Annotated in this window: 18 protein-coding genes and 1 other RNA gene; 1 reads left to right on the forward strand and 18 read right to left on the reverse strand. The window is 64.4% G+C overall.

What is annotated here, in order from left to right; all coding sequences use genetic code 11:
* The first annotated feature begins 171 nt into the window (after positions 1 to 171).
* The gene (locus B5M41_RS08520) at positions 172 to 1,476 is read left to right on the forward strand and encodes an MFS transporter (protein WP_134649569.1); all 1,305 of its coding nucleotides are present in this window, start codon (positions 172 to 174) and stop codon (positions 1,474 to 1,476) included.
* Between the two features lie 71 nt (positions 1,477 to 1,547).
* On the opposite strand, the gene aqpZ is transcribed toward B5M41_RS08520, so the two are convergent.
* The 18 genes from aqpZ to B5M41_RS08610 form a co-directional block, all read right to left on the reverse strand.
* The gene (gene aqpZ, locus B5M41_RS08525; protein ID WP_134649570.1) at positions 1,548 to 2,234 is read right to left on the reverse strand and encodes an aquaporin Z; all 687 of its coding nucleotides are present in this window, start codon (positions 2,232 to 2,234) and stop codon (positions 1,548 to 1,550) included.
* A 157-nt stretch (positions 2,235 to 2,391) separates the two neighbouring features.
* A complete protein-coding gene (murB, locus tag B5M41_RS08530; RefSeq protein ID WP_134649571.1) occupies positions 2,392 to 3,366 on the reverse strand; it encodes a UDP-N-acetylmuramate dehydrogenase in 975 nt (324 codons plus the stop codon).
* Positions 3,363 to 4,778 (reverse strand): UDP-N-acetylmuramate--L-alanine ligase, encoded by a 1,416-nt coding sequence (gene murC / locus B5M41_RS08535; RefSeq protein WP_134649572.1) that lies wholly within the window; start codon positions 4,776 to 4,778, stop codon positions 3,363 to 3,365. The genes murB and murC overlap by 4 nt, the downstream gene beginning before the upstream one ends.
* A complete protein-coding gene (murG, locus tag B5M41_RS08540) occupies positions 4,775 to 5,896 on the reverse strand; it encodes an undecaprenyldiphospho-muramoylpentapeptide beta-N-acetylglucosaminyltransferase (RefSeq protein WP_134649573.1) in 1,122 nt (373 codons plus the stop codon). The genes murC and murG overlap by 4 nt, the downstream gene beginning before the upstream one ends.
* Positions 5,897 to 5,905: 9 nt before the next feature.
* Complete coding sequence (gene ftsW / locus B5M41_RS08545) at positions 5,906 to 7,060, reverse strand: putative lipid II flippase FtsW (protein WP_134649574.1); 1,155 nt, start codon at positions 7,058 to 7,060, stop codon at positions 5,906 to 5,908.
* A gap of 106 nt (positions 7,061 to 7,166) precedes the next feature.
* A complete protein-coding gene (gene murD, locus B5M41_RS08550) occupies positions 7,167 to 8,564 on the reverse strand; it encodes a UDP-N-acetylmuramoyl-L-alanine--D-glutamate ligase (RefSeq protein ID WP_134649575.1) in 1,398 nt (465 codons plus the stop codon).
* A gap of 6 nt (positions 8,565 to 8,570) precedes the next feature.
* Complete coding sequence (gene mraY, locus B5M41_RS08555; protein ID WP_134649576.1) at positions 8,571 to 9,671, reverse strand: phospho-N-acetylmuramoyl-pentapeptide-transferase; 1,101 nt, start codon at positions 9,669 to 9,671, stop codon at positions 8,571 to 8,573.
* 114 nt (positions 9,672 to 9,785) lie between these two features.
* Complete coding sequence (locus B5M41_RS08560; RefSeq protein WP_134649577.1) at positions 9,786 to 11,219, reverse strand: UDP-N-acetylmuramoylalanyl-D-glutamyl-2,6-diaminopimelate--D-alanyl-D-alanine ligase; 1,434 nt, start codon at positions 11,217 to 11,219, stop codon at positions 9,786 to 9,788.
* Positions 11,216 to 12,667 (reverse strand): UDP-N-acetylmuramoyl-L-alanyl-D-glutamate--2,6-diaminopimelate ligase, encoded by a 1,452-nt coding sequence (locus tag B5M41_RS08565; RefSeq protein WP_134649578.1) that lies wholly within the window; start codon positions 12,665 to 12,667, stop codon positions 11,216 to 11,218. The genes B5M41_RS08560 and B5M41_RS08565 overlap by 4 nt, the downstream gene beginning before the upstream one ends.
* A 62-nt stretch (positions 12,668 to 12,729) precedes the next feature.
* Positions 12,730 to 14,469 carry a peptidoglycan D,D-transpeptidase FtsI family protein gene (locus tag B5M41_RS08570; protein ID WP_134649579.1) on the reverse strand — a complete coding sequence of 580 codons (1,740 nt, stop codon included), beginning with the start codon at positions 14,467 to 14,469 and terminating at the stop codon, positions 12,730 to 12,732.
* Entirely contained in the window at positions 14,469 to 14,858 is a 390-nt protein-coding gene (gene ftsL / locus B5M41_RS08575; RefSeq protein ID WP_134649580.1) for a cell division protein FtsL, read from the reverse strand. The genes B5M41_RS08570 and ftsL overlap by 1 nt, the downstream gene beginning before the upstream one ends.
* A gap of 3 nt (positions 14,859 to 14,861) precedes the next feature.
* On the reverse strand, positions 14,862 to 15,887 hold the full coding sequence (gene rsmH / locus B5M41_RS08580) for a 16S rRNA (cytosine(1402)-N(4))-methyltransferase RsmH (protein WP_134649581.1): 1,026 nt from the start codon (positions 15,885 to 15,887) through the stop codon (positions 14,862 to 14,864).
* A 14-nt stretch (positions 15,888 to 15,901) separates the two neighbouring features.
* On the reverse strand, positions 15,902 to 16,342 hold the full coding sequence (gene mraZ, locus B5M41_RS08585) for a division/cell wall cluster transcriptional repressor MraZ (RefSeq protein WP_134649582.1): 441 nt from the start codon (positions 16,340 to 16,342) through the stop codon (positions 15,902 to 15,904).
* Between the two features lie 614 nt (positions 16,343 to 16,956).
* Positions 16,957 to 17,352, reverse strand: an RNA gene (gene rnpB / locus B5M41_RS08590) — RNase P RNA component class A.
* A gap of 80 nt (positions 17,353 to 17,432) precedes the next feature.
* Positions 17,433 to 18,614, reverse strand: a complete 1,182-nt coding sequence (locus tag B5M41_RS08595) for an NAD(P)/FAD-dependent oxidoreductase (protein WP_134649583.1) — start codon at positions 18,612 to 18,614, stop codon at positions 17,433 to 17,435.
* A gap of 79 nt (positions 18,615 to 18,693) precedes the next feature.
* Positions 18,694 to 19,344 (reverse strand): lytic transglycosylase domain-containing protein, encoded by a 651-nt coding sequence (locus tag B5M41_RS27020; RefSeq protein WP_413713164.1) that lies wholly within the window; start codon positions 19,342 to 19,344, stop codon positions 18,694 to 18,696.
* Between the two features lie 288 nt (positions 19,345 to 19,632).
* Complete coding sequence (locus B5M41_RS08605) at positions 19,633 to 20,397, reverse strand: N-acetylmuramoyl-L-alanine amidase (RefSeq protein WP_134649584.1); 765 nt, start codon at positions 20,395 to 20,397, stop codon at positions 19,633 to 19,635.
* Positions 20,394 to 21,134, reverse strand: a complete 741-nt coding sequence (locus tag B5M41_RS08610) for a J domain-containing protein (protein WP_134649585.1) — start codon at positions 21,132 to 21,134, stop codon at positions 20,394 to 20,396. Before B5M41_RS08610 ends, B5M41_RS08605 begins: the two co-directional genes overlap by 4 nt.
* Between the last annotated feature and the right edge of the window lie 233 nt (positions 21,135 to 21,367).

Below are 21,367 nucleotides of genomic sequence, written 5' to 3' on the forward strand. Positions count from 1 at the left end.
ACGTCATCGGGCCCAACGCCTTGGTAAATGCGGGCATCGCGGCGAAGGAAAGAAAAGTATGATTCTTTGATGCCGGACGCATTTTTATTGTTTCATCGGCCGGCCACGTGGCGTAGGAACGCCCCGCTGCCTCCCACGACGGCAAGAAAAAACATTAAAAAGGCACCCCCAATGAGTGAAACACTCCACACAGGGTCGCCGACCGCAACGCAGTCCAACCGCGCCGGCCTCAATTCTCCAGCGCGTGTTCTATTTGCAAGCCTGGTCGGAACGACCATCGAATTCTTCGATTTCTACGTTTACGCCACCGCCGCAGTTCTGGTCTTCCCGACGCTGTTCTTCCCGAACAGCGATCCGACGACGGCCCTTCTGGCGTCCTTTGCGACCTTCTCGATCGCCTTCTTCGCCCGCCCCTTCGGCGCCATCGTCTTCGGACACTACGGCGACCGCATCGGCCGCAAGACCACGCTCGTCGCCGCCCTTCTGACGATGGGCGTATCGACCGTTATCATCGGCCTCCTGCCGACCTACGAGACGATCGGCGTGCTGGCCCCGCTGTTGCTGGCATTGTGCCGGTTCGGCCAGGGCTTCGGGCTTGGCGGCGAATGGGGCGGCGCGGTGCTGCTCGCGACCGAAAACGCCCCTCCGGGCAAGCGCAGCTGGTACGGCATGTTCCCGCAGCTCGGCGCGCCCATCGGGCTCTTCCTGTCGTCGGGCGTGTTCTGGCTGCTGCTGCATTTCATGTCGCAGGAAGCGTTGCTCGCCTGGGGCTGGCGCATCCCGTTCGTCGCGTCGATCCTGCTGATCGTCGTCGGCCTTTGGGTTCGCCTGTCGATCACGGAAACGCCTGCCTTCCAGAAGGCGATCGACAAGCAGGAACGCGTCGAAGTTCCCGTCATGGAACTCTTCCGCAACCACAAGCGCAGCCTCGTGCTCGGCACCTTCGTGGCGCTGGCCACCTTCGTGCTGTTCTATATCGGCTCGGCTTACCTGCTGTCCTACAACGTCAAGGTCCTGAACATCCCGTTCCTCGAGGCGCTTGAGGTGCAGATCCTGGGCTCCGTGCTCTTCGGCCTGTTCATTCCGGTCGCCGGCAAGCTGGCGGAACGGTTCGGCCGCCGCGAGGTGCTCATCCTCACGACCATCCTGATCGGCGTCTTCTCGTTCTTCCTGCCGGGCCTGATGACCAGCGGCGAACAGGGCATCTTCATCTTCGTGATCTTCGCGATGGCGCTGATGGGCATGACCTACGGCCTGATCGGCACGGCGCTTGCCGCACCCTTCCCCACCAAGGTGCGCTATACGGGCTCGTCGATCACGTTCAATTTCGCAGGCATCTTCGGCGCATCGCTCGCGCCCTACATCGCCACCTGGCTCCAGGCCAATTACGGCATGACCCATGTCGGCTACTATCTCGGCATTTCCGCCGCGATCACGCTGGCCTGCATCCTGCTCTCGGGCAAGGAAGAAGTCTGACCCGACCCTCTCGCAGGGCCTGAATCGAAAACCCGCCGCGTCGAACGCGGCGGGTTTCTTATGTCTGCGGATCAATCGGTCTCGCCGACGACCTTCCAGATCACCGCACCGATGACCGCGCCGAGGATCGGCGCCACCCAGAACAGCCAGAGCTGCGACAGCGCCGCCGTCTCGGCAAAGAGCGCGACACCCGTGGAACGCGCCGGGTTGACCGAGGTGTTGGTGACCGGAATGGAAACGAGGTGGATCAGCGTCAGGCCGAGACCGATGGCAATCGGCGCAAAGCCTACCGGGGCACGGCCGTGGGTCGAGCCGAGGATGATGAGGAGGAAGAACGCCGTCAGCACCACCTCGATGACCAGCGCCGCCGTCAGCGAATAGCCGCCGGGCGACAGCTCGCCGTAACCGTTCGATGCAAAACCACCCGCCGTGAAGCCGGCCTTGCCTGACGCCACGAGGTAGAGCACCGCCGCAGCCGCCACCGCACCCACGACCTGCGCCACGATGTAGGGCACGAGGCTCGATACCGGGAACTTGCCGGCGACCGTGAGCCCCACGGAGACGGCCGGATTGAAATGCCCGCCGGAAATGCCCCCGACGGTATAGGCCATGGTCAGCACCGTCAGGCCGAAGGCGAAGGCCACGCCGAGCAGGCCGATGCCCACCTCCGGGAAAGCGGCAGCCAGCACCGCGCTGCCGCAACCGCCGAAGACGAGCCAGAACGTGCCGAGAAACTCGGCTGAAAGCTTCTTGAACATGAGGACCCCCTGTCCCATTTCCGAAAATCCGGAATCACTCCGCGCGATCACCACGCAGGGCTAAAGATCTCGGAAATTGCGCATGAACGCAAGCTGAACGGGTAAAATGCGACACACGCGATCACTATATGCGCGCAATCCGTTCAGGAAGAGGGTTTCAGGCCGTGGCGCGGCCGAGGAATTCCTTCACCTCGTAACCGGGCATGAAGTTGCCGAGGCGCTTGATTTCCCATTGCAGCATGACGCCGGAATGCTCCAACACGCGGCTGCGCACGGTCTCGCCGAGATATTCCAGCTCGTAGCCCGTCGCCTGCCCGGTATTGATCATGAAGTTGCAGTGCATCGGCGACATCTGCGCGCCACCGATCATCAGGCCACGGCATCCCGCCTCGTCGATCAGCTTCCAGGCCGAATGGCCTTCGGGGTTCTTGAAGGTGGAGCCGCCGGTCTTCTCGCGAATCGGCTGGACGGTCTCGCGGTGCTGGCGCACGGCGTCCATCTTCGCGCGGATCTCGTCCTTTTCGCCCGCCTGCCCCTGGAAGACGGCATGGGTGAAGATGAGATCACCAGATGCGGACGACTTGCGGTAGCTGTAGCCCATGTCGGCGTTGGACAGCACGTGCTGGTTGCCCTTGCGGTCGACGGCGTGAACCTCGACGACGAGATCCTTGGTCTCCCCGCCATTGGCGCCCGCATTCATGCGCAGCGCGCCGCCGATGGAGCCTGGAATGCCATAGTAGAATTCGAAACCCGCGATGTTGTGGTCGAGCGCCATGGCCGCGATGTTCTTGTCCGGGCAGATGGCACCGGCCTTGATGCGGTTTTCGCCGGCCAGCTCGACATCGCCGAAGCCCTTGGCCGAAAGGCGGATCACGACGCCGGGAATGCCGCCGTCACGCACCAGGAGGTTGGAGCCGACGCCCGTCACCGTCAGCGGCACCTCTTCCGGAAGCAGCCTGAGGAAGGTGACGAGATCCTCGACATCGTGCGGATGGAACATCAGCTCGGCAAGGCCGCCGGCGCGGAACCAGGTGACACGCTCCATCGGTGCATCCGGTGTCAGGCGTCCGCGCACCTCCTTGATGCCTTCACCCAACGACGCCAGAAGTTTCGCACCATCAACCCGCTTCATGCCACCTCACCCGAAATGCCTGCCAATTCCCGCGGCAACGCCTGCGCCCAATGCGTGATGCTGCCAGCCCCCAAGAGAACCACGAAATCGCCGGGCTTTGCAATGCCGGCCACGATACCGGCCAGCGCATCCGGCGAAGCCAGCACGCGCGCATCGCGATGCCCGCCCGACTTGATGCGGGAAACCAGTTCTTCCGCCGTCACGCCCTCGATAGGGTCTTCCCCCGCCGCATAGATCGGCGCGATCATCACGCTGTCGGCGTCGTTGAAGCAGCCTGCGAACTCTTCGAAGAGGCTCGCAACACGGCTGTAGCGGTGCGGCTGGTGCACGGCGATGATTCGGCCCGCGCAGGCCTCGCGCGCGGCGCGCAGCACGGCCTTGATCTCGACGGGGTGGTGGCCGTAGTCGTCATAAACGTTTACGCCGTTCCAGCTGCCCGTGAAGGTGAAGCGGCGCTTCACCCCGCCGAAGCCGGCAAGCCCCTTGGCGATCAGCTCCGGCGAGATGCCGAGACGCTGCGCGACCGCAATCGCCGCCGTCGCATTCGAAACATTGTGCCGGCCCGGCATCGGCAGACGCAGGTCCTTCAGCGAAATGACCTGGCCGGTGCGGCGGCGGCGGATCTCCACGTCGAAGACCGAGGTCGCACCGTCCATGCGGATATTGCCGAAACGCACATCCGCCTGCGGGTTTTCGCCATAGGTAATGACCTTGCGGTCCTCGATGCGGCTGACCATGGCCTGCACTTCGGGATGATCCAGGCACATCACGCCGAAGCCATAGAACGGCACGTTTTCGACGAACTGGCGGAACGCGGCGCGAACCGCGTCGAAATTGCCGTAGTGGTCGAGATGTTCGGGGTCGATATTGGTGACGATGGCGATATCGGCCGGAAGCTTCAGGAAGGTGCCGTCCGATTCGTCGGCCTCCACCACCATCCACTCGCCCTCGCCCAAGCGGGCATTGGTGCCATAGGCGTTGATGATGCCGCCATTGATGACGGTCGGGTCGAGGCCGCCGGCCTCCAGCAGCGTCGCGACCATCGAGGTCGTCGTCGTCTTGCCGTGCGTGCCGCCGATGGCGATGGCATTGCGGAAGCGCATCAGCTCGGCCAGCATTTCGGCCCGGCGCACGACGGGCAGCAGCTTTTCGCGCGCCGCGATCAATTCCGGATTGCTTTTCTTGATGGCGGTGGAGACGACGACCACTTCCGCCTCACCGAGATTTTCCGCCTTGTGGCCGACGAAGACCTCGATGCCCTTCTCACGCAGGCGCTGCACGTTTGCGCTGTCTGCCTGGTCTGAGCCCTGCACCTTGTGGCCGAGATTGTGCAGCACCTCGGCGATGCCGCTCATGCCGATGCCGCCAATGCCGATGAAATGAACGAGCCCTATGCTCTGCGGCATCTTCATGGCCGTTCTCCCTTGAATTGTGCAATCGTCTTGCCGCCCGCAATAGCCTCTACCATGGAAGCGAGCAAGCGCGTGGCGTCCGGTTTTCCTGCATTTCTGGCGCTCGCGGCCATGGTGGCCATCTTCGCCGGATCATGCATGGCGCCCGAGACGATCCGCGCCAGGCGCTCCGTCGAAAGCTCCGCCTGCGGGATCACCTTGGCCCCGCCGGCACCCGCCAGGGCCGCGGCGTTGGCGGCCTGGTCGTGATCGAGCGCATAGGGATAGGGCACGAGGATGGACGGACGGCCGACCACCGAAAGCTCCGAGACCGTGGAGGCGCCGGACCGGCTGATGACGAGATGGGCGGCACCGATGCGCGCCGCCATGTCGTTGAAGAAGGGCGAGACATCGGCGGGAATGCCGAGATCGGCATAGCTGCGCACCACCTCGTCCTTGTCCTCAGTGCGCGCCTGCTGCGTGATCTTCAGCCGCGCGCGGTCCTGCGGCTCCAGCGCCGCGATGGCCGAGGGAATGGCCTTGGAGAAGAACTGCGCGCCCTGGCTTCCGCCGAACACGACGAGCCGGAATTCGCCGTCCGTCGAGGGCGTATAGGGAACCGCGGCAGCCTCCAGCACGGCCGGGCGTACCGGATTGCCCGTCGTCACGGTCTTTGCCGCATAGGGGCCGCCCGTCTCCGGCAGGAAGCCGCCTGCAATGGCGCGCACGCGGTTGGCGAGCGCCTTGTTGGCGCGGCCCATCACGGCATTCTGCTCGTGGATCATCGAGGGGATGCCCATCCCGGTCGCTGCCAGAAGCGGCGGCACGGTGGGGTAACCGCCGAAGCCGACGACGACCTTCGGCTTCAGTCGCGCCAGAAGCCGGCGCGCGGCGCGCATGCCCTTCCACAGCGTGAACAGCGACTTGGCGACGCTGACCGGGTTCTTCGAGCCGATCGTCGCCGATGGCACGATGTGGATTTCGTCGGCGGGGAATTTGCCGGCAAAGCGCTCGGCGCGGCTGTCGGTCACGAGATGAACCGACCAGCCGCCGGCCTTCAGTTCATGGGCCAGCGCTTCTGCGGGAAAAAGATGGCCGCCGGTACCACCGGCGGCGAGAAGAACGATGCCTTTGCTCATGCCTGTTCCTTATTCGGCCGCCGCCACGATACCCCCGCGGAAGAGGCTGCGCTCGGACGCGCGCTTTTCCGGGCGGTGGCGGGTCAGCGCCAGGATGAAGCCGGCCGTCACGCAGATCGCCACCATGGACGAACCGCCATAGGAGATCAGCGGCAGGGTCATGCCCTTGGCCGGCATGAGTTCGAGATTGACGCCGATGTTGATCATCGACTGGATGCCCATCTGCAGCACGAGGCCGGCGACGGCGAAGCGCGTGAAATCGTTGCGCTCCTTGAAGGCATGATTGAGGCCGCGCATCACCACGAAGGCGAAGATCAGCACGATGACCATGCAGAAGATGATGCCGAACTCCTCGGCCGCGACCGAGAAGATGAAGTCGGTATGGCTGTCGGGGATGATGCGCTTGACGGTGCCCTCGCCCGGCCCCTGGCCGAACCAGTTGCCGCGGATGATGGCCTCGCGCGCCGTATCCATCTGAAACGTATCGCCCTCGCCCGTCCAGAACTTGTCGATACGCGCGGCCACGTGCGGCAGGAGCGTATAGGCCGTGAGAAGGCCGCCGACGGCAGCACCGCCGAGAATGATGATCCACAGCCACGGCATGCCGGCCATGAAAAACATGCCGCCCCAGACCGCCGCCGTCAGCACCGTCTGGCCGAGGTCCGGCTGGGCGATAAGCAGCGCCGCCACGATGCCGAAGAGGATGATGGCGAAGAGATTGCCGGGAATTTCCGGCTGGCGTGCGTGCTCGGAAAAAAGCCAGGCGCAGATGACGACGAAGGCCGGCTTCATGAATTCCGACGGCTGCACGGACAGGCTGCCGATGGCGAGCCAGCGCCGCGATCCCTTGACCTCGACGCCGAAGAACAGCGCCAGCACCATGGCGGCGAGCGAGGCGACGAGAAGGATCATCGCCGCGCGCCGCACCTGGCGCGGCGAGAGGAAGGAAATGCCGAACATCACGACGATCGACGGCAGCAGGAAGAAGGCGTGTCGCTTGACGAAGTGGAAACTGTCGAGGCCGATGCGTTCGGCAACCGCGGGGCTCGCCGCGAAGGACAGCATGAACCCGAGCCCCATCAGAAGGATGAAGGCCGCGAGGAAGAACCGGTCTATCGTCCAGAACCAGTCCGCCAATGCACCACGTTCGGCGCGACTTACCATGATCAAATCCCCTCGTTGAAGGATTTCGGGTCCGCAGCCCTCTCCTCCCTCATCCCCGGGTTCGACCCCGGAGATGACGGAAGAGAGGTGGTGCCCGACATCGTCGTTAAACCTCGACCAGCATGGATACGCCCGGCAGCGCCGCGACGTGCTTCACGAAGGCATCGCCTCTGACTTCAAAGTTCTTGTACTGGTCGAAGCTTGCGCAAGCCGGGGACAGCAGAACGGCAACGGGGCCGCCTGCATCCTGCCCGGCATCGGCAGCCGCGTCCGCGACGGCACGCTCCAGCGTGCCGGCAATCTCGAAGGGAACCCGGTCGCCGAGCGTCGCCGCAAAGGCTGGCGCCGCCTCGCCGATCAGGTAGGCCTTGGCGATGCGCGGAAAGAAGCCGCCGAGGGTGGTGATGCCCCCCTCCTTCGGCACGCCGCCGGCAATCCAGTAGATGCGCTCGAAGCTCGACAGCGCGGGGGCGGCGGCATCCGCATTGGTCGCCTTGGAATCGTTGACGAAGAGCACGTCACCCTTGCGGCCGACCGGCTGCATGCGATGCTTCAGCCCCGGAAAGGTCGTGAGCCCCGCACGGATCTCGTCTTCGCTCACGCCGACGGCAAGGCACGCCGCGATCGCCGCTGCCGCGTTCTGCGCGTTGTGGCTGCCGCGCAGGGTCTGTATGGCGGAGAGGTCGGTGATCTCCCGCGTCGCCCCGCCCTGCGCCGCAATCAGCCGCGCACCATCGGCATAGATGCCGTCGGCCAGCACATTGCGCCGGGAAATGCGCACGACCTTCGTGCCGGTCCGCTCGATACGGTCGGCAATCATGGCGCAATGACTGTCGTCGACACCGACAACGGCCGTCCGGCTGCCGGCGACCAGCCGTTCCTTGACCTCGGCATAGTGCTGCATGGAGCCGTGCCGGTCGAGATGATCGGGCGTCAGGTTGAGCAGGATGCCGGCGGAAGGATCGAGCGTCGGCGCAAGGTCGATCTGGTAGGACGAGCACTCGACCACGAAGAAGCGCCCGGCCTTCGGCGGATCGAGCGTCAGCACGGCCGTTCCGATATTGCCGCCGAGCTGCGTGTCGCGGCCGCTTGATTTCAGGATATGCGCGATCAGCGCCGTGGTGGTGGATTTGCCGTTCGTGCCCGTGATCGCGATGAACGGGCAATCGGGCGCATGGGCGCGGCGCTCGCGCGCGAAAAGCTCGACGTCGCCGACGATCTCCGCTCCTGCCGCGCGCGCCAGATCGGCGCTCCAATGCGGCTTGGGGTGGGTCAGCGGCACGCCGGGCGACAGCACCAGCGCGTCGACGCGTGTCCAGTCGAGCGTGCGCAAGTCGCCGGTCCCGATGCCAGCTGTCGCAGCGTTCTCGACGCTGGCCGGATTGTCGTCCCAGGCCACGACGTCGGCCCCGCCGGCGGCGAGCGCCATGGCCGTCGCAAGGCCCGAGCCGCCGAGCCCGAAGAGCGCGACCGTCTTTCCCTTGAAGGTGGTGACCGGGATCATCGGCTCTTACCGCAACTTCAGTGTCGAGAGGCCGACAAGGGCCAGCACGACCGCGATGATCCAGAAGCGCACCACGACCTGGCTTTCGGTCCAGCCCTTCTTTTCGAAATGGTGGTGGATCGGCGCCATGAGGAACACGCGCTTGCCGGTCAGCTTGAACGAAGCGACCTGGATGATGACCGACAGCGTTTCCATGACGAACAGGCCGCCGATGATGGCCATGACGATCTCATGCTTGGTGGCGACGGCGACGGTGCCGATCAGGCCGCCCAGCGCCAGCGAGCCGGTGTCGCCCATGAAGATGGCGGCCGGCGGCGCGTTGAACCACAGGAAGCCGAGACCCGCGCCGATGACCGCACCGAGCACGACGGCGAGTTCCCCCGTGCCGGGCACGAAATGGATTTGCAGATAGTTCGCAAACACCGCGTTGCCGGCCAGATAGGCGATGACGCCGAAGGACGCCGCCGAGATCATCACCGGAACGGTCGCAAGACCATCGAGGCCGTCCGTCAGGTTGACCGCGTTGCCGGCCGCGACGATGACGAAGCCGCCGAACAGCACGAAGAAGATGCCGAGATTGACCAGCATGTCCTTGAAGAACGGGAAGGTGATGGACGAGCCGAAGGTGGAGCCGGCGGTTCCCGCCGACAGCGTGGCGCGCATCATGAAATAGGTGGCGATGCCGGCGATCAGGAATTCCAGGCCGAGGCGCGCCTTGCCGGAAAAGCCCTTGTCCGTCTGCTTGGTGACCTTCAGATAGTCGTCATAGAAGCCGATGGCGCCGAAGCCGAGCGTGACGAGCAGCGTCGCGACGACATAGACGTTGGAAAGGTCGGCCCAGAGCAGCGCGCTGCCGACGATCCCGGCAAGGATCATCAGGCCGCCCATGGTGGGCGTGCCGGCCTTCTTGAAATGCGTCTGCGGCCCGTCCGCGCGGATCGGCTGGCCCTTGCCCTGGCGGATGCGCAGGGAGGAAATGATCATCGGCCCGAACAGGAAGACGATGGTGGCGGAGGTGAACAGCGCGGCGCCGGTCCGGAACGTGATGTACCGGAACAGGTTGAACACCGGTACGGTGTTCGCCAGCTCGACGAGCCAAAGGAGCATTGTCACCCTTTCCCCAACAGGTTCCCCGATCGATCCGCGGCGTGACCGACCGCGCAGGAGAAGCAGATTCCATAAAAGAAGGTCCGGCAGGCGAAAGCCCGGCCGAACCTCACATCAACTTTGGCGTTCCCTCTCGGAGAATGCCGGATATTTGTCAAGCAGCGCCGCAACGATGCGGCTGAAGCCGGTCCCCTTCGACGACTTCACGACGAGAACGTCGCCCGGCTGCACGCTGTCCACCGCATGCAGCGCAAGCGCATCCGCAGTCTCACGGTATTCGATCTCGATGCCCTCGGGCAGCGCATCGCGCAGCGCCGCCATATCAGGGCCGCCCAGCCAGACCGTCCCTATTCCCGATTCGAGCAGCGGCGCGGCCAGCCCGGCATGAACGGCCTGCGAATGTTCGCCCATTTCCAGCATGTCGCCGAGCACGGCAATGCGCCGGCCGCCGCCATAGGGTTCGGTATCGCGCAGCAAGGCGATGGCAGCCCCCATGGACGCCGGATTGGCATTGTAGCTTTCGTCGATCAGCGTGAACCACCCGCCGTCCTTGGCGAGCTGGTAGCGCCGGCCGCGGCCCTTTTCGGGCTGCATCGTCGCAAGCCCGGCCATCGCCTTCTCGATATCGCCGCCGGCAAGATGCACGGCGCCGAGCACGGCAACGGCGTTCTCGGCAATGTGCCGGCCGGGCGCGCCCATCGGCACTTCCAGCGTCTGGCCGCCGACGGCAGCCCGCAACAGGCCGCCCTCCGGGCCGCTGATGAAATCGAGCAGCCGGAACTCGGCATCGGCGGCCGCGCCGAAGCTGTGAATATGCGCGACGCCAACGGCGCGCGCCGCCTTTTCCAGAAAGCCGAACTGCGCGTTGTCGCGGTTGAGAATCGCGTGCCCGCCGGGCACCACCCCTTCGAATATTTCCGCCTTTGCCGCTGCGATCTCCTCAAGGTTGCGGAAATTGCCGAGATGGGCCGGCGCGATGGTGGTGATGACGGCGATATGCGGGCGCACCATCGAGACGAGCGGGCGGATTTCGTTGGCATGGTTCATGCCGACTTCGAAAATGCCGTAATCGGTGTTCTCGGGCATGCGGGCAAGCGTCAGCGGCACGCCCCAGTGATTGTTGAAGGAGGCGACGGAAGCATGCACGCTGCCGGAGGGGGAAAGCGCCTGGCGCAGCATTTCCTTCGTCGTCGTCTTGCCGACGGAACCGGTGACGGCGATGATCCGTGCGGCCGTGCGGTCACGTGCGGCACAGCCGAGATCGACCAGCGCCTGAAGCACATCCTGCACCACGATCATGGGGGTGACGAGACGCCCGAGCGCAGGCAGCTTGCCTTCGCTGACCACGAGCAGGGACGCGCCGTTGGCGACGGCGAAGCTTGCATAATCATGCCCGTCGACGCGGTCGCCCTTGATGGCGAAGAAGGCCTCGCCCTGGGCAATGGCCCGGCTGTCGATGGAAATGCCGGTGACACCTTGCGGCAGGTTGCCCACAGGCCTGCCATGCATGGCCGCGATCAGATCGGGAGTGGTCCAGAGCCAGTTCACCGGGAGAGGCCCTCCAGCGCCTTGCGCAGTTCCGCATGGTCGGAGAAGGGAAGCGTGACGGCGCCCACGGTCTGCCCTTCCTCATGTCCCTTGCCGGCCACGATCAGCGTGTCGCCCGGCTGCAGCATGCCGACGGCGCTGCGGATCGCCTCCGCGCGGTCGGCGATCTCCGTCGCGCCCTTCGCCGCCGCCATGATCTCGGAGCGGATAACGGCCGGAACCTCGGAACGCGGATTGTCGTCGGTGACAATCACCACATCGGCAAGCCGCGTCGCGATCTCGCCCATGATCGGGCGCTTGCCCTTGTCGCGGTCGCCGCCGCAGCCGAACACCACGACGACGCGGCCGGTGGTGAACGGACGCACGGAGGTCAGCACATTCTCCAGCGCATCCGGTTTGTGGGCATAGTCGACATAGGCGAGCGCGCCGTTCTTCGCATGGCCAACCAGTTCGAGTCGGCCGGCAGCGCCGACCAGCTTCTCAAGCGCGGCCATCGCGGTGGCGGCCGGCACACCCGTCGACATGGCGAGACCGGCCGCGACCAGCGCATTCGCCACCTGGAAATCACCCGCCAGCGGGATGTGAACCTCGTGGATCTCGTCGCCGGCATGGATTTCGGCGGTCTGCTTGTGGCGGAAATGCTCGACGCGCTTGAGCGTCAGGAAATCTCCCTTGCGGCCGACGGTGCGCACGTCGAGGCCGGCCTTGCGCGCCGCGTCGATCGCCACGCCCGACCACTCGTCATCGGCATAGATCACCGCAGGCTGGCCCGTCTTCAAAAGCGCATCGAACAGCCGCATCTTGGAGGCCATGTAGTGCTCGACCGTCGGATGGTAGTCCATGTGGTCGCGGCCGAGATTGGTGAAGCCGCCGGCGGCAAGCGTCACGCCATCGAGGCGCGACTGGTCGAGGCCGTGGCTGGAGGCTTCCATCGCCGCATGGGTCACGCCGGCATCGGCAAGTTCGGCGAGCAGCTTGTGCAGCGAGACCGGATCGGGCGTCGTCAGCGAACCGTAATCGTTGCGGCCGGGCGCCACGACACCGGTCGTGCCGATCATCGCGGCGGCATGGCCGGCATGCGCCCAGATCTGACGCGTGAAGGAGGCGACCGAGGTCTTGCCCGCCGTGCCGGTCACCGCAACCATGGTTTCCGGCTGTCGGCCGTAGAAGCGCGCGGCGGCCAGCGCCAGGAAACGGCGCGGAACGGCGACCGGAAAGACGGGGACCGGGACATCGGCGGTTGTGCCCTCGGCGACGACCACGGCGGCGGCGCCGCGCGCGACGGCATCGGCAATGAAGCGGCTGCCATCGGCCTTGCTGCCGGAAAGCGCAACGAAGAGATCGCCGGGCTTCACCGTTCGACTGTCGCTGGTAATGCCGCTTACATCAGTCGCGGCGGCGGTGCCCAGGGTGTCGATGTCGGTTCCGGCGAGGTCACTGATCTTCATTGTCCGCTCTGCAATCTTCGTTGGCGCCGGTCCGTCTCGAATCGGCGCCTCGTCTTCCCGATTCAATAAGACACAAGCAAGGCAGACCCGTCCTCACCAAATTTCGGCTTTACACCGAGAAGAGCGGCGGAACGGCGAATGATCTCGCCCACCATCGGCGCGGCGTTGAGGCCGGCGGTGCGGCCACCGCCCTCGCCCGTCTGCGGCGCGTCGATGAAGGTCAGCACGACATATTTCGGATCGTCGATCGGGAAGCCGGACAGGAAGGCGTTGAAGTTCTGCGTGTTGGAATAACGCCCGTTCACCACCTTGTTGGCCGTGCCCGTCTTGCCGCCGACATTGAAGCCCGGCACGAGCGACCGGCGGCCCGAGCCGTCATTGGCATTGAGCTTGAAGAGGTAGCGCATGCTGTCCACGGTCTTCTGCGAAATGACCGCCTTGGCGATCTCATCCGCTTCCTCGCGGGTGCGCGGCAGGAAGGTCGGATTGATGAGCCTGCCGCCGTTGATGAGCGCGGCACCGGCCACCGCCGTCTGCAGCGGCGTTGTTGAAACGCCGTGGCCGAAGGAGATGGTGATCGAGTTGATCTTCTTCCATTCGCGCGGCTGGCTCGGCGTCTTGACCTCGGGCAGTTCCGTTTCCATGCGCGTCAGAAGCCCGAGCCGGGTCAGGAATTCCTTGTGCGCCTCGATGCCGACGACATCGGCCATCTTGGCCGTACCGATATTCGAGGAATACTGGAAGATTTCCGGAACCGAGAGCACCCGGTGCTTGCCGTGGAAGTCCTTGATGGTGAAGCCGCCGATACGGATTGGCGCACGCGCGTCAAAACTGTCGGTGATCTTCACCTTGCCGGAATCGAGCGCCATCGCCGTGGTGAAGGACTTGAAGGTGGAGCCCATCTCGAACGTGCCGTTCGACATGCGGTTCATCCAGCCTTCCTTGGCGCCTTCGGCCGGATTGTTGGGGTCGTAATCGGGATAGGAGGCCATGGCGAGGACTTCGCCGGTGTTCACGTCGAGAACGACGGCCCCGGCGGCGAGCGCCTTGTACTTCTCCATGCCATCCTTGACCACGTCGCGCACGATGGCCTGCACGCGCAGGTCGATGGACAGGCGCACCGGCTCCAGCTTGGCGTCGCTCGTCATGCCGATGGCGGCAAGATCGGCCAGCCCCTGGCTGTCGATGTAGCGCTCCATGCCGGCAATGCCGCGGTTGTCGATATTGACGTGGCCGACGATATGCGAGGCCGTGGCACCGCCCGGATAGAAGCGGCGCTTCTCCGGCCGGAAGCCGACGCCGGGAATGCCGAGCGCGAGAATACGGCTCTGCTGCTTGGGCGTGAGCTGGCGCTTCAGCCACTGGAAGCGGGATTTCGAGGTGAGCTTGCGGTAGATGCCGCGCCGGTCGAGATCGGGCAGGACCGTCGCGAGCATTTCGACGGCCTCGTCGGCATCGACGATCTTGTGCGGCTCGGCATAGAGCGAGACGGTGCGGATGTCGGTCGCGAGGATTTCGCCGTTGCGGTCGACGATGTCGGGGCGCGACGCCATCAGGTGGTCGGCAGGCCCGATGCTGGAGGTCGTTTCAGACGAGGCCATGCCGTATTGCACGAGACGGCCGCCGATGGCCGCATAGGCCACGCCAAAGCAGCAGATGATGACCGCGACGCGGCTGCGGGCCTGCGATCCCGTACGCTTGCGCGTGCCCTCGAAGGCCGACCCACCCGTGCGGTTGTTGTTGCCGCCGGCATTGAAGTGCGCCTTGCTCTTGACGTCCATGATGCGGGAGAGAAACGACATCAGCGTGCCACCGATCCGGTTTGGATTGTGTCCGTAGCGGAACCATTCTTGTTGGACTTCGCCACCTTGTCGTCCTTCTCCGGCTCGAGCGCCGGCAGCTCGGCGGTCGGCATGGGCAGTTCGTTCGGCTGGGCAAGCTGGGTCGATTCCGTCGGCACGAGCTTGAGATCGGCCTCGAAGGCCTTCACGAGCCGCGTCAGCCGGTTCGGCTGGGTCAGCAGCGCCCAGTCGGCCTTCAGAAGGTCGATCGTGTCTTCCTCGAGCTTGATCTCGGCATCGAGCTTACGCACCTCCTCGCGCTTGTTCTCGGCCTGATGCTTGATCGAGTAGGTGACGGTGGCTGCGGCGGTCATCACCGCGATCATCACGACATCGAGGGTACGGAACATGGCTCAGCTTCCCATCTTTTCGAGGGCGGCAAGGTTTGGCAGGTTGAAGATGGACAGGTCATCTGTCCCGGCAGGGGCGCTGGTGCGCTCGCCCGCTCTCAGTTTCGCGGACCGGGCGCGCGGATTGACCACGCTTTCCTCGTCGCTGGCGGCGACCATAGGGCGCCCGACTGGCGTGAAGGTTGCGGCGCGGTCGTGGACCTCGGGCAGATGCCGCGAGCCCGCCGCCTTGCCGGCGCGATCCTGGAAGAACTTCTTGACGATCCGGTCTTCCAGCGAATGGAAGCTGACGATGACCAGCCGCCCGCCCGGCTTCAGCGCGCGCTCGGCCGCCAGCAACGCCTGGGCGAGCTCGCCCAGTTCGTCATTGACGAAGACGCGCAGCGCCTGGAAAACGCGCGTGGCGGGATGGATCTTGTCCTTGGCCTTGCGCGGCGTGGTCAGTTCGATGAGGTTGGCGAGCTGGCGCGTCGTCGTGAAGGGCTCCTTGGCCCGTTCCCGCTCGATGGCGCGGGCGATGCGCCCCGCCTGCTTCTCCTCGCCGAGAAAACCAAAGATGCGGATGAGGTCCGAGACCTTCGCGCGGTTGACGACATCGGCCGCCGAGACGCCCGAGGCGGACATGCGCATGTCGAGCGGGCCGTTCTTCTGGAAGGAGAAACCGCGCTCGGCTTCGTCGATCTGCATGGAGGAAACGCCGATATCCAGCACGATGCCGTCGAGGCCGCCCGCGGGCGCATGCTCGGCAAGTTCGGAAAAGCGCGAATGGATGAGCGTGAGGCGCCCGCCGGATGCCTTGACCAGCTCCTGCCCGCCTGCAATCGCATTCGGATCACGGTCGAGGCCGATGACGTTGGCGCCCTCGGCGAGAATGGCCGACGTATAGCCGCCCGCTCCGAACGTGCCGTCGAGGATCGTCTGGCCGGGCTTCGGCGCCAGCGCCTGGATCACTTCGGAAAGAAGAACCGGGATGTGACGGACCGGTCCGCCATCGGCCTCGAAAGAGCCTCCGCCAAGATCCGCCGCCATCCCGTCTCTCCGTCTTACCCCGAGCCCAGACCTCGCATTCTGAACTCTTCCCGGGCCGCCGCCTGCGTGGCTTGAAATGCCTGCGGTGCCCAGAGCTGAAAATGATCCGCCCGACCGACAAAGGTCACGTCCGTGGTGATCCCCGTATAGTCGCGGATGAAATCCGTGACCGGCAGGCGCCCCTCCGAATCGAGCTTCATGAAGACCCCGCCCCCGTGAATGAGGAGCGACATCTGATTGGCCAACGGCGAAAACGCATCCTCGCTGACGATCTGGCGCTCGAAACGATCGAGCAGATCCAGCCCGCCGACGCTGATCGCCGGAAACAGGAAATCCTGGAAGCAATACAGATCCCGGATGTCTCGCTGCGACAGAACGGAACGAAAGGCCGAAGGCACGGAAACCCGCCCCTTGGCATCGATCTTGTTTGTCGCATTCGACAGGAACCGGTTCATGACGCGATACAGCCGCTTCCAAAGCCGGGACGCTGTGCATGCCCCCCGGCACTACCGACACAAAACAACGCCCATGCACCAACCCTGATGCAACGCTTGCGCGCCGCACCGTCCCCGGCCGGTTTGCCACTAGACTTTGCGATGATCGGACGCTCATGCGTCCTCGTGCAGTGTGATTTTGGGATACCATGGGACCATATGGGCGTCAATGGGAAGAGAACCTCACTTCCCCTCTTTGGACCGTCGGATGCATGCCGGTGCGTGCCTTGGCACCAGCCGGGAAACCTCGCTCTTGCGGACAATTTTTCGCACGTAAAAACAGTTTGTTAACCTTAGAGAGGAAGGGTTAACATGACGTTAAAAAGCGTGACTCGGAACAAAACAGGAAACGGCCCGGAGGCATTTGAAAGAGCGCGGATTTTCGTAGGTTCGCTCCAGCTCACGCCGGACGGCCCGCCCCACAACATCACGAATTATTACAATCCGAACATTTCGTCCGACGTGGGAGATACGGCGGCGCAACGGAAGACAAACCAACTGCGAATCACAACCGTGAATGGATTTGCGGGACGATCCCATTCGGGACGCCCGCCCATCATCACCTCAGGGGAAAATTTGCCAGTTGGCCTGTAAGCCGGGTTCTGTAAGGCTCCGGATTTCGCCGGAACGTGGCAGCCATTCATCTGGGACCGGACTTGCGCCCGGCCTCTTGCAACCCACCCGGATGACCGGCCCGGAAACAGGCTGGAGCACTTGCGCGCTCCGCGTCATCCCTATTCGGTTTTGCTCCCGGTGGGGTTTACCGTGCCGTCCATGTCGCCATGCACGCGGTGGGCTCTTACCCCACCCTTTCACCCTTACCTTCCAAGGAAGGCGGTTTGCTTTCTGTGGCACTTTCCCTGGGGTCGCCCCCGCCGGACGTTATCCGGCACCGTGTTTCCGTGGAGCCCGGACTTTCCTCACCCTGCGGCCTTTCGGCCCCTGCAAGGCGCGGCTGCCCGGCCAACTGGCAGGCGCTGACTAGCCCATGCCGGCATGAAACACCAGAGGCACCGTGCGATTCCGATGCAGGCACGCACCGGTTTTCTTGTTAGCGGAAATGGACGGCGAAGTCGGTCTGGTAGTCCGGCTCGTCCAGGCGCCCGCGCAACAGCATGTCGGCGCCGATGCGGCCGATTTCGTCGGAACTCTTCGCCGCCGCCCCGTTGCCGCCGGTCAGAAGCGCGATGCGCTCGCCCCCGACGAAACCGGCATAGGGGTAGCCGTGCGCCGTAAAGGTGGTGACGCAGGGTGCGGAAACCATGCGCACCGGCTCCAGATCCGGGATGAACCGCATCAACAGCGCCTTGAGGTGCTGGCTGGCCTCACGATTCCCCTCGCCGCGGAACCAGTCCACGATGGCGTCCTGCTCCTCCACCTCGATATCGGTCGGGTCGCCGCCGATCTTCAGATAGCTGTTGCCATCGGGATAGGTGATGGGCGGCAGGAAATAGAAGTGTTCGGACGGGTCGCCGCTCTCGTCGATCCATGACGGCATGTTGCGATAGGTCTGCGCCTGCTCTGGCGTCAGTTGCGCCAGGACGACGGTCCGGGCCCGCACGACGAGGTCGGGTCGATCAGGCAGAAGCCCCGGAGCACGCGAGAAGCCGCCGGCGGCGGCAAGCACCCGGTCGCCGGTCACCGCGCCGCCGGATTTCAGGCTGACCGACGCACGGTCGCCGACGTCGGTTACGGCGACGGCATCATCCTCGATGCAAACCCCGCCGGCCTTTTCGAAGCATGCGACCTGGGCGGCGACAAGCTTGCGCGGATCGATATGCCCCGCGCCCGTCGGTTCGAAAACGCCGACCGATGTTTCCGGCAGCGCGAACCACGGAAAGCGGACACGCAACGCGTCGCGGTCCAGCGAGGGAGCCTCCAGCGCATAGCGCCGGGCGACATCCTCCACGGACCGGACGAAGCTGCCGCCGGATGCGCCTGTCATCAGGCAGCCGACTTCGCTGTAGAAGCCGATGCCGCTCTCCGCCTCGATATCCCGGTACCGGGCGATCGACCGTCGGGCGAGCAAAGCCCAGTCCGGATCGCTGTCGATGGTGCGGGTGATGCGGCCGCTGTCGTAGTGGCTGGCGAAGACGCCGTCATGCTTTTGCCAGTCGGCCGGCTCGCCGCGCCCGACGAGCGCGACCGTGGCCCCCGTCCTGGCGAGGTGCCGCGCCGCGGCTGCCCCCATCATGCCTTTTCCCACCACCACGAAATCGAAATGCCGAACCATGTGCTGCCCTACTCTTTGCCAGAGGCATAGCATGACGGCGCGCCGATTCCAGCAAGGAGAGAAAGGACTTTTCCACCCATCAGTCGATGTAGCTCTGCACCTTGCCGCAATAGCGCTTGGAGACGGGGTTCATGCGCTTGGCGCCGTGGCCGGCATTGTATTTCAGGATCGTGCCGCAGACCGTGCCGCCGCCCAGTTCATGAGCCATGGCAAGGTACTTCATGCCGAACTTGATGTTCGTTTCCGGGTCGTAGAGCCCCTTGGCGCCGCCGCGATAGCCCATCATGCGCGCCGTGGCCGGCTTGATCTGCATGAGGCCGATCTCGCCGGCGCTGCCGCGCGCCCGCGGGTTGAAGTTGCTCTCGACGCGAACAACGGCATGGGCAAGATCGACAGGCACGCCATAGGTCTTCGCGTAGGTCTGGATCAGCCCGGAATAGCCCGCCGTCTTGACGCCGGCGACCAGCGGGTTCTCCGCCTTGGGATAGCCTGCGGTGCTGCGATAGGTCTTCAGCGTACCGACGACGACGTCGCCCTTGCCCGCGCCGGCCCTTTGCTTGTTGCGCTTGCCGGAAACCTTCCGCGTCTTCTTGGCGGTGTCGGCTCGCTTGGCGGTGTCGGCCCGCTCGTTCTTCGCCTTCTTGACCGTGTCGGCCTTGTCTTTCGCGGAGGTCTGGAAAGCGGGTTCGTTGCCGCCCGTCGGAAAGCCGCCCGGCCCCGCATGCGCCATCCCGGCGGAAAAAACGGACGCAAAAAGGCAGGCCGCGCTGAAGGCAGCAGAAAGTCTTCTCATCGAGTTATCGTCTCCAAAAGGCGCAAAGGCAGAGCCTTGGACGCGCGGCGATCAGGCCGCGCATCCCGCGCAAACGTCTTGATCCTTGTTGATAGCGATCAGGCCCTGACCGCATGTTGCGCTGCAACGAACGCAAGCGGAAAGAACATCCCCAATCGGGTCAGGATGTGGCGAAACGGTAAACTTCCGTTACATTCTGTAATATTAGGAGAGAGGGATATGGCTTCAGGCGCCCAGACGCGGAAGCGCGGAGAGCAGCCTGTGGAGCGTATCGATGGTCGAGAAATCGGCAATTCCGTCGACCCGCGCGGGCCGGAAATGCCGCTGGAAAGCCGCCACCGCGCCCTCGGTCTTTTCCGAGTAAATCCCATCGATTTCAACGGCATAGCCATAGAGCGACAGCATGGTCTGCAAGGCCTCGACGGGCTGGCCCGCATCCCCCTTCTGGAAGAAGCGGCCGCCGGCGATCGGAGATGGCTCGACCCAGTGCCCGACCCCGCCCGCGTGAAGCCGCTGCCAGGGGAAGTTTTCACCCGGATCCACCTTGCGGATGGGGGCCACATCGCTGTGCGCGAGCACCCGTTCGGGGGCGATATCCCACCTTCGGCCACAATCGAGACACAGTTCCACGACCGCGTCGATCTGCTTTTCGGGAAAATCCGGCAGGCCGCCGGGATGGCCGGCATTGACGATCTCGATGCCGATGGAGGCCGAATTGATATCGACCTCGCCCTTCCAGAAGCTCTTGCCGGCATGCCAGGCGCGATCGGCCTCGCGCACGAGCTGTTCGATGCGCCCGTCCTCATGCACGAAGTAGTGGCAGGATACCTGGCTTTCGGGCGCACGCAGCCACTTCAGCGCGCCTTCCGCCGTTTCCATGCCCGTATAATGCAGGAGGATGATGTCAGGGGTGCGCCCGCCCGCCCGCTCGCCGAAGTTCGGCGACGGCGCGGGGGCCGCGCCGGCATAGTCACATGTGAATGCGCTCATGCAGCGCAGCGTTCCTTCTCGATCGCCTCATAGGCAGCGTTGAGCGCGGCCATGCGGTCGTTCGCAATCTGATGGAACTCGGCCGGCACGCCACGCGCCACCAGCCTATCAGGATGGTTCTCCGAAGCAAGCACGCGGTAGCGCTTGCGAATATCGGCGAAATCGTCGCTCGGCTTGACGCCCAGCACCTTGTAGGGGTCGCGGCCGCTGACATGGACATGACGCGCCGTGATCTGCTCGAAGCGATCCTCGGCCATGCCGAAGATATCGGCGACGCGCTGCAGGAAGGCCATCTCGTTCTCATGGATGAGACCATCGGCCTTCGCGATATGGAAGAGACCGTCGATGATGTCCTCGAGGATGGGGCAATTGTTCTCGCAGGAGACGCAAAGCGCCTTCATCTTCTCGGCATAGGCTTCGTAGCCCGCGACATCCTGGCGCGCGAGGTTGTAGAGGCGCGCAACATTGGCCGCCTGATTGTCAGGATATTTGAAGATATCCTTGAACGCATCGACCTCGGCGGTCGTGACGACGCCATCGGCCTTCGCCATCTTGGCCGAAAGCGCGATCATCGCGACGGAGAAGGCAACCTGCCGGCGCGTTTCCGGGTCGCCCTCGAAGAGGGTACGCACGGCCTCGACCACGCCCGTCAGCACATTGCTGGCGGCATCCGAGACCATGCCGACGAGGCGATCCCACACGGCACTGATGAAGCAACTTGGCGAATTCTGGAACATAAGGTGATCTTGATCAGACAATTGCAGGGAAAGCAAGGCAGGAACGGCAGGATAAATAAATTTTGATGACCCTCATTAAGTGGGTCATCCGAATTTTATGGACGCCGAGCCGACGCCTGTGGACGATGAAGACAATCCGTCATGGAGTGCGGATAAGTTCGCCGCGCCGTTTCCCTTGAAGGGGATTCTGCGCTACGAGCAACGCCAACCCACCAGACGTGCAGAAGCCGAGG

It is taken from the genome of Shinella sumterensis, from assembly GCF_004514425.2.
GTDB lineage: Bacteria > Pseudomonadota > Alphaproteobacteria > Rhizobiales > Rhizobiaceae > Shinella > Shinella sumterensis.

Coding starts and splice junctions, on each gene's coding strand:
- B5M41_RS08520 (WP_134649569.1), top strand. CDS start 172: ATGAGTGAAACACTCCACACAGGGTCGCCGACCGCAACGCAGTCCAAC.
- aqpZ (WP_134649570.1), bottom strand. CDS start 2,234: ATGTTCAAGAAGCTTTCAGCCGAGTTTCTCGGCACGTTCTGGCTCGTC.
- murB (WP_134649571.1), bottom strand. CDS start 3,366: ATGAAGCGGGTTGATGGTGCGAAACTTCTGGCGTCGTTGGGTGAAGGC.
- murC (WP_134649572.1), bottom strand. CDS start 4,778: ATGAAGATGCCGCAGAGCATAGGGCTCGTTCATTTCATCGGCATTGGC.
- murG (WP_134649573.1), bottom strand. CDS start 5,896: ATGAGCAAAGGCATCGTTCTTCTCGCCGCCGGTGGTACCGGCGGCCAT.
- ftsW (WP_134649574.1), bottom strand. CDS start 7,060: ATGGTAAGTCGCGCCGAACGTGGTGCATTGGCGGACTGGTTCTGGACG.
- murD (WP_134649575.1), bottom strand. CDS start 8,564: ATGATCCCGGTCACCACCTTCAAGGGAAAGACGGTCGCGCTCTTCGGG.
- mraY (WP_134649576.1), bottom strand. CDS start 9,671: ATGCTCCTTTGGCTCGTCGAGCTGGCGAACACCGTACCGGTGTTCAAC.
- B5M41_RS08565 (WP_134649578.1), bottom strand. CDS start 12,667: ATGAAGATCAGTGACCTCGCCGGAACCGACATCGACACCCTGGGCACC.
- B5M41_RS08570 (WP_134649579.1), bottom strand. CDS start 14,469: ATGTCGTTTCTCTCCCGCATCATGGACGTCAAGAGCAAGGCGCACTTC.
- ftsL (WP_134649580.1), bottom strand. CDS start 14,858: ATGTTCCGTACCCTCGATGTCGTGATGATCGCGGTGATGACCGCCGCA.
- rsmH (WP_134649581.1), bottom strand. CDS start 15,887: ATGGCGGCGGATCTTGGCGGAGGCTCTTTCGAGGCCGATGGCGGACCG.
- mraZ (WP_134649582.1), bottom strand. CDS start 16,342: ATGAACCGGTTCCTGTCGAATGCGACAAACAAGATCGATGCCAAGGGG.
- B5M41_RS08595 (WP_134649583.1), bottom strand. CDS start 18,614: ATGGTTCGGCATTTCGATTTCGTGGTGGTGGGAAAAGGCATGATGGGG.
- B5M41_RS27020 (WP_413713164.1), bottom strand. CDS start 19,344: ATGGCGCATGCGGGGCCGGGCGGCTTTCCGACGGGCGGCAACGAACCC.
- B5M41_RS08605 (WP_134649584.1), bottom strand. CDS start 20,397: ATGAGCGCATTCACATGTGACTATGCCGGCGCGGCCCCCGCGCCGTCG.
- B5M41_RS08610 (WP_134649585.1), bottom strand. CDS start 21,134: ATGTTCCAGAATTCGCCAAGTTGCTTCATCAGTGCCGTGTGGGATCGC.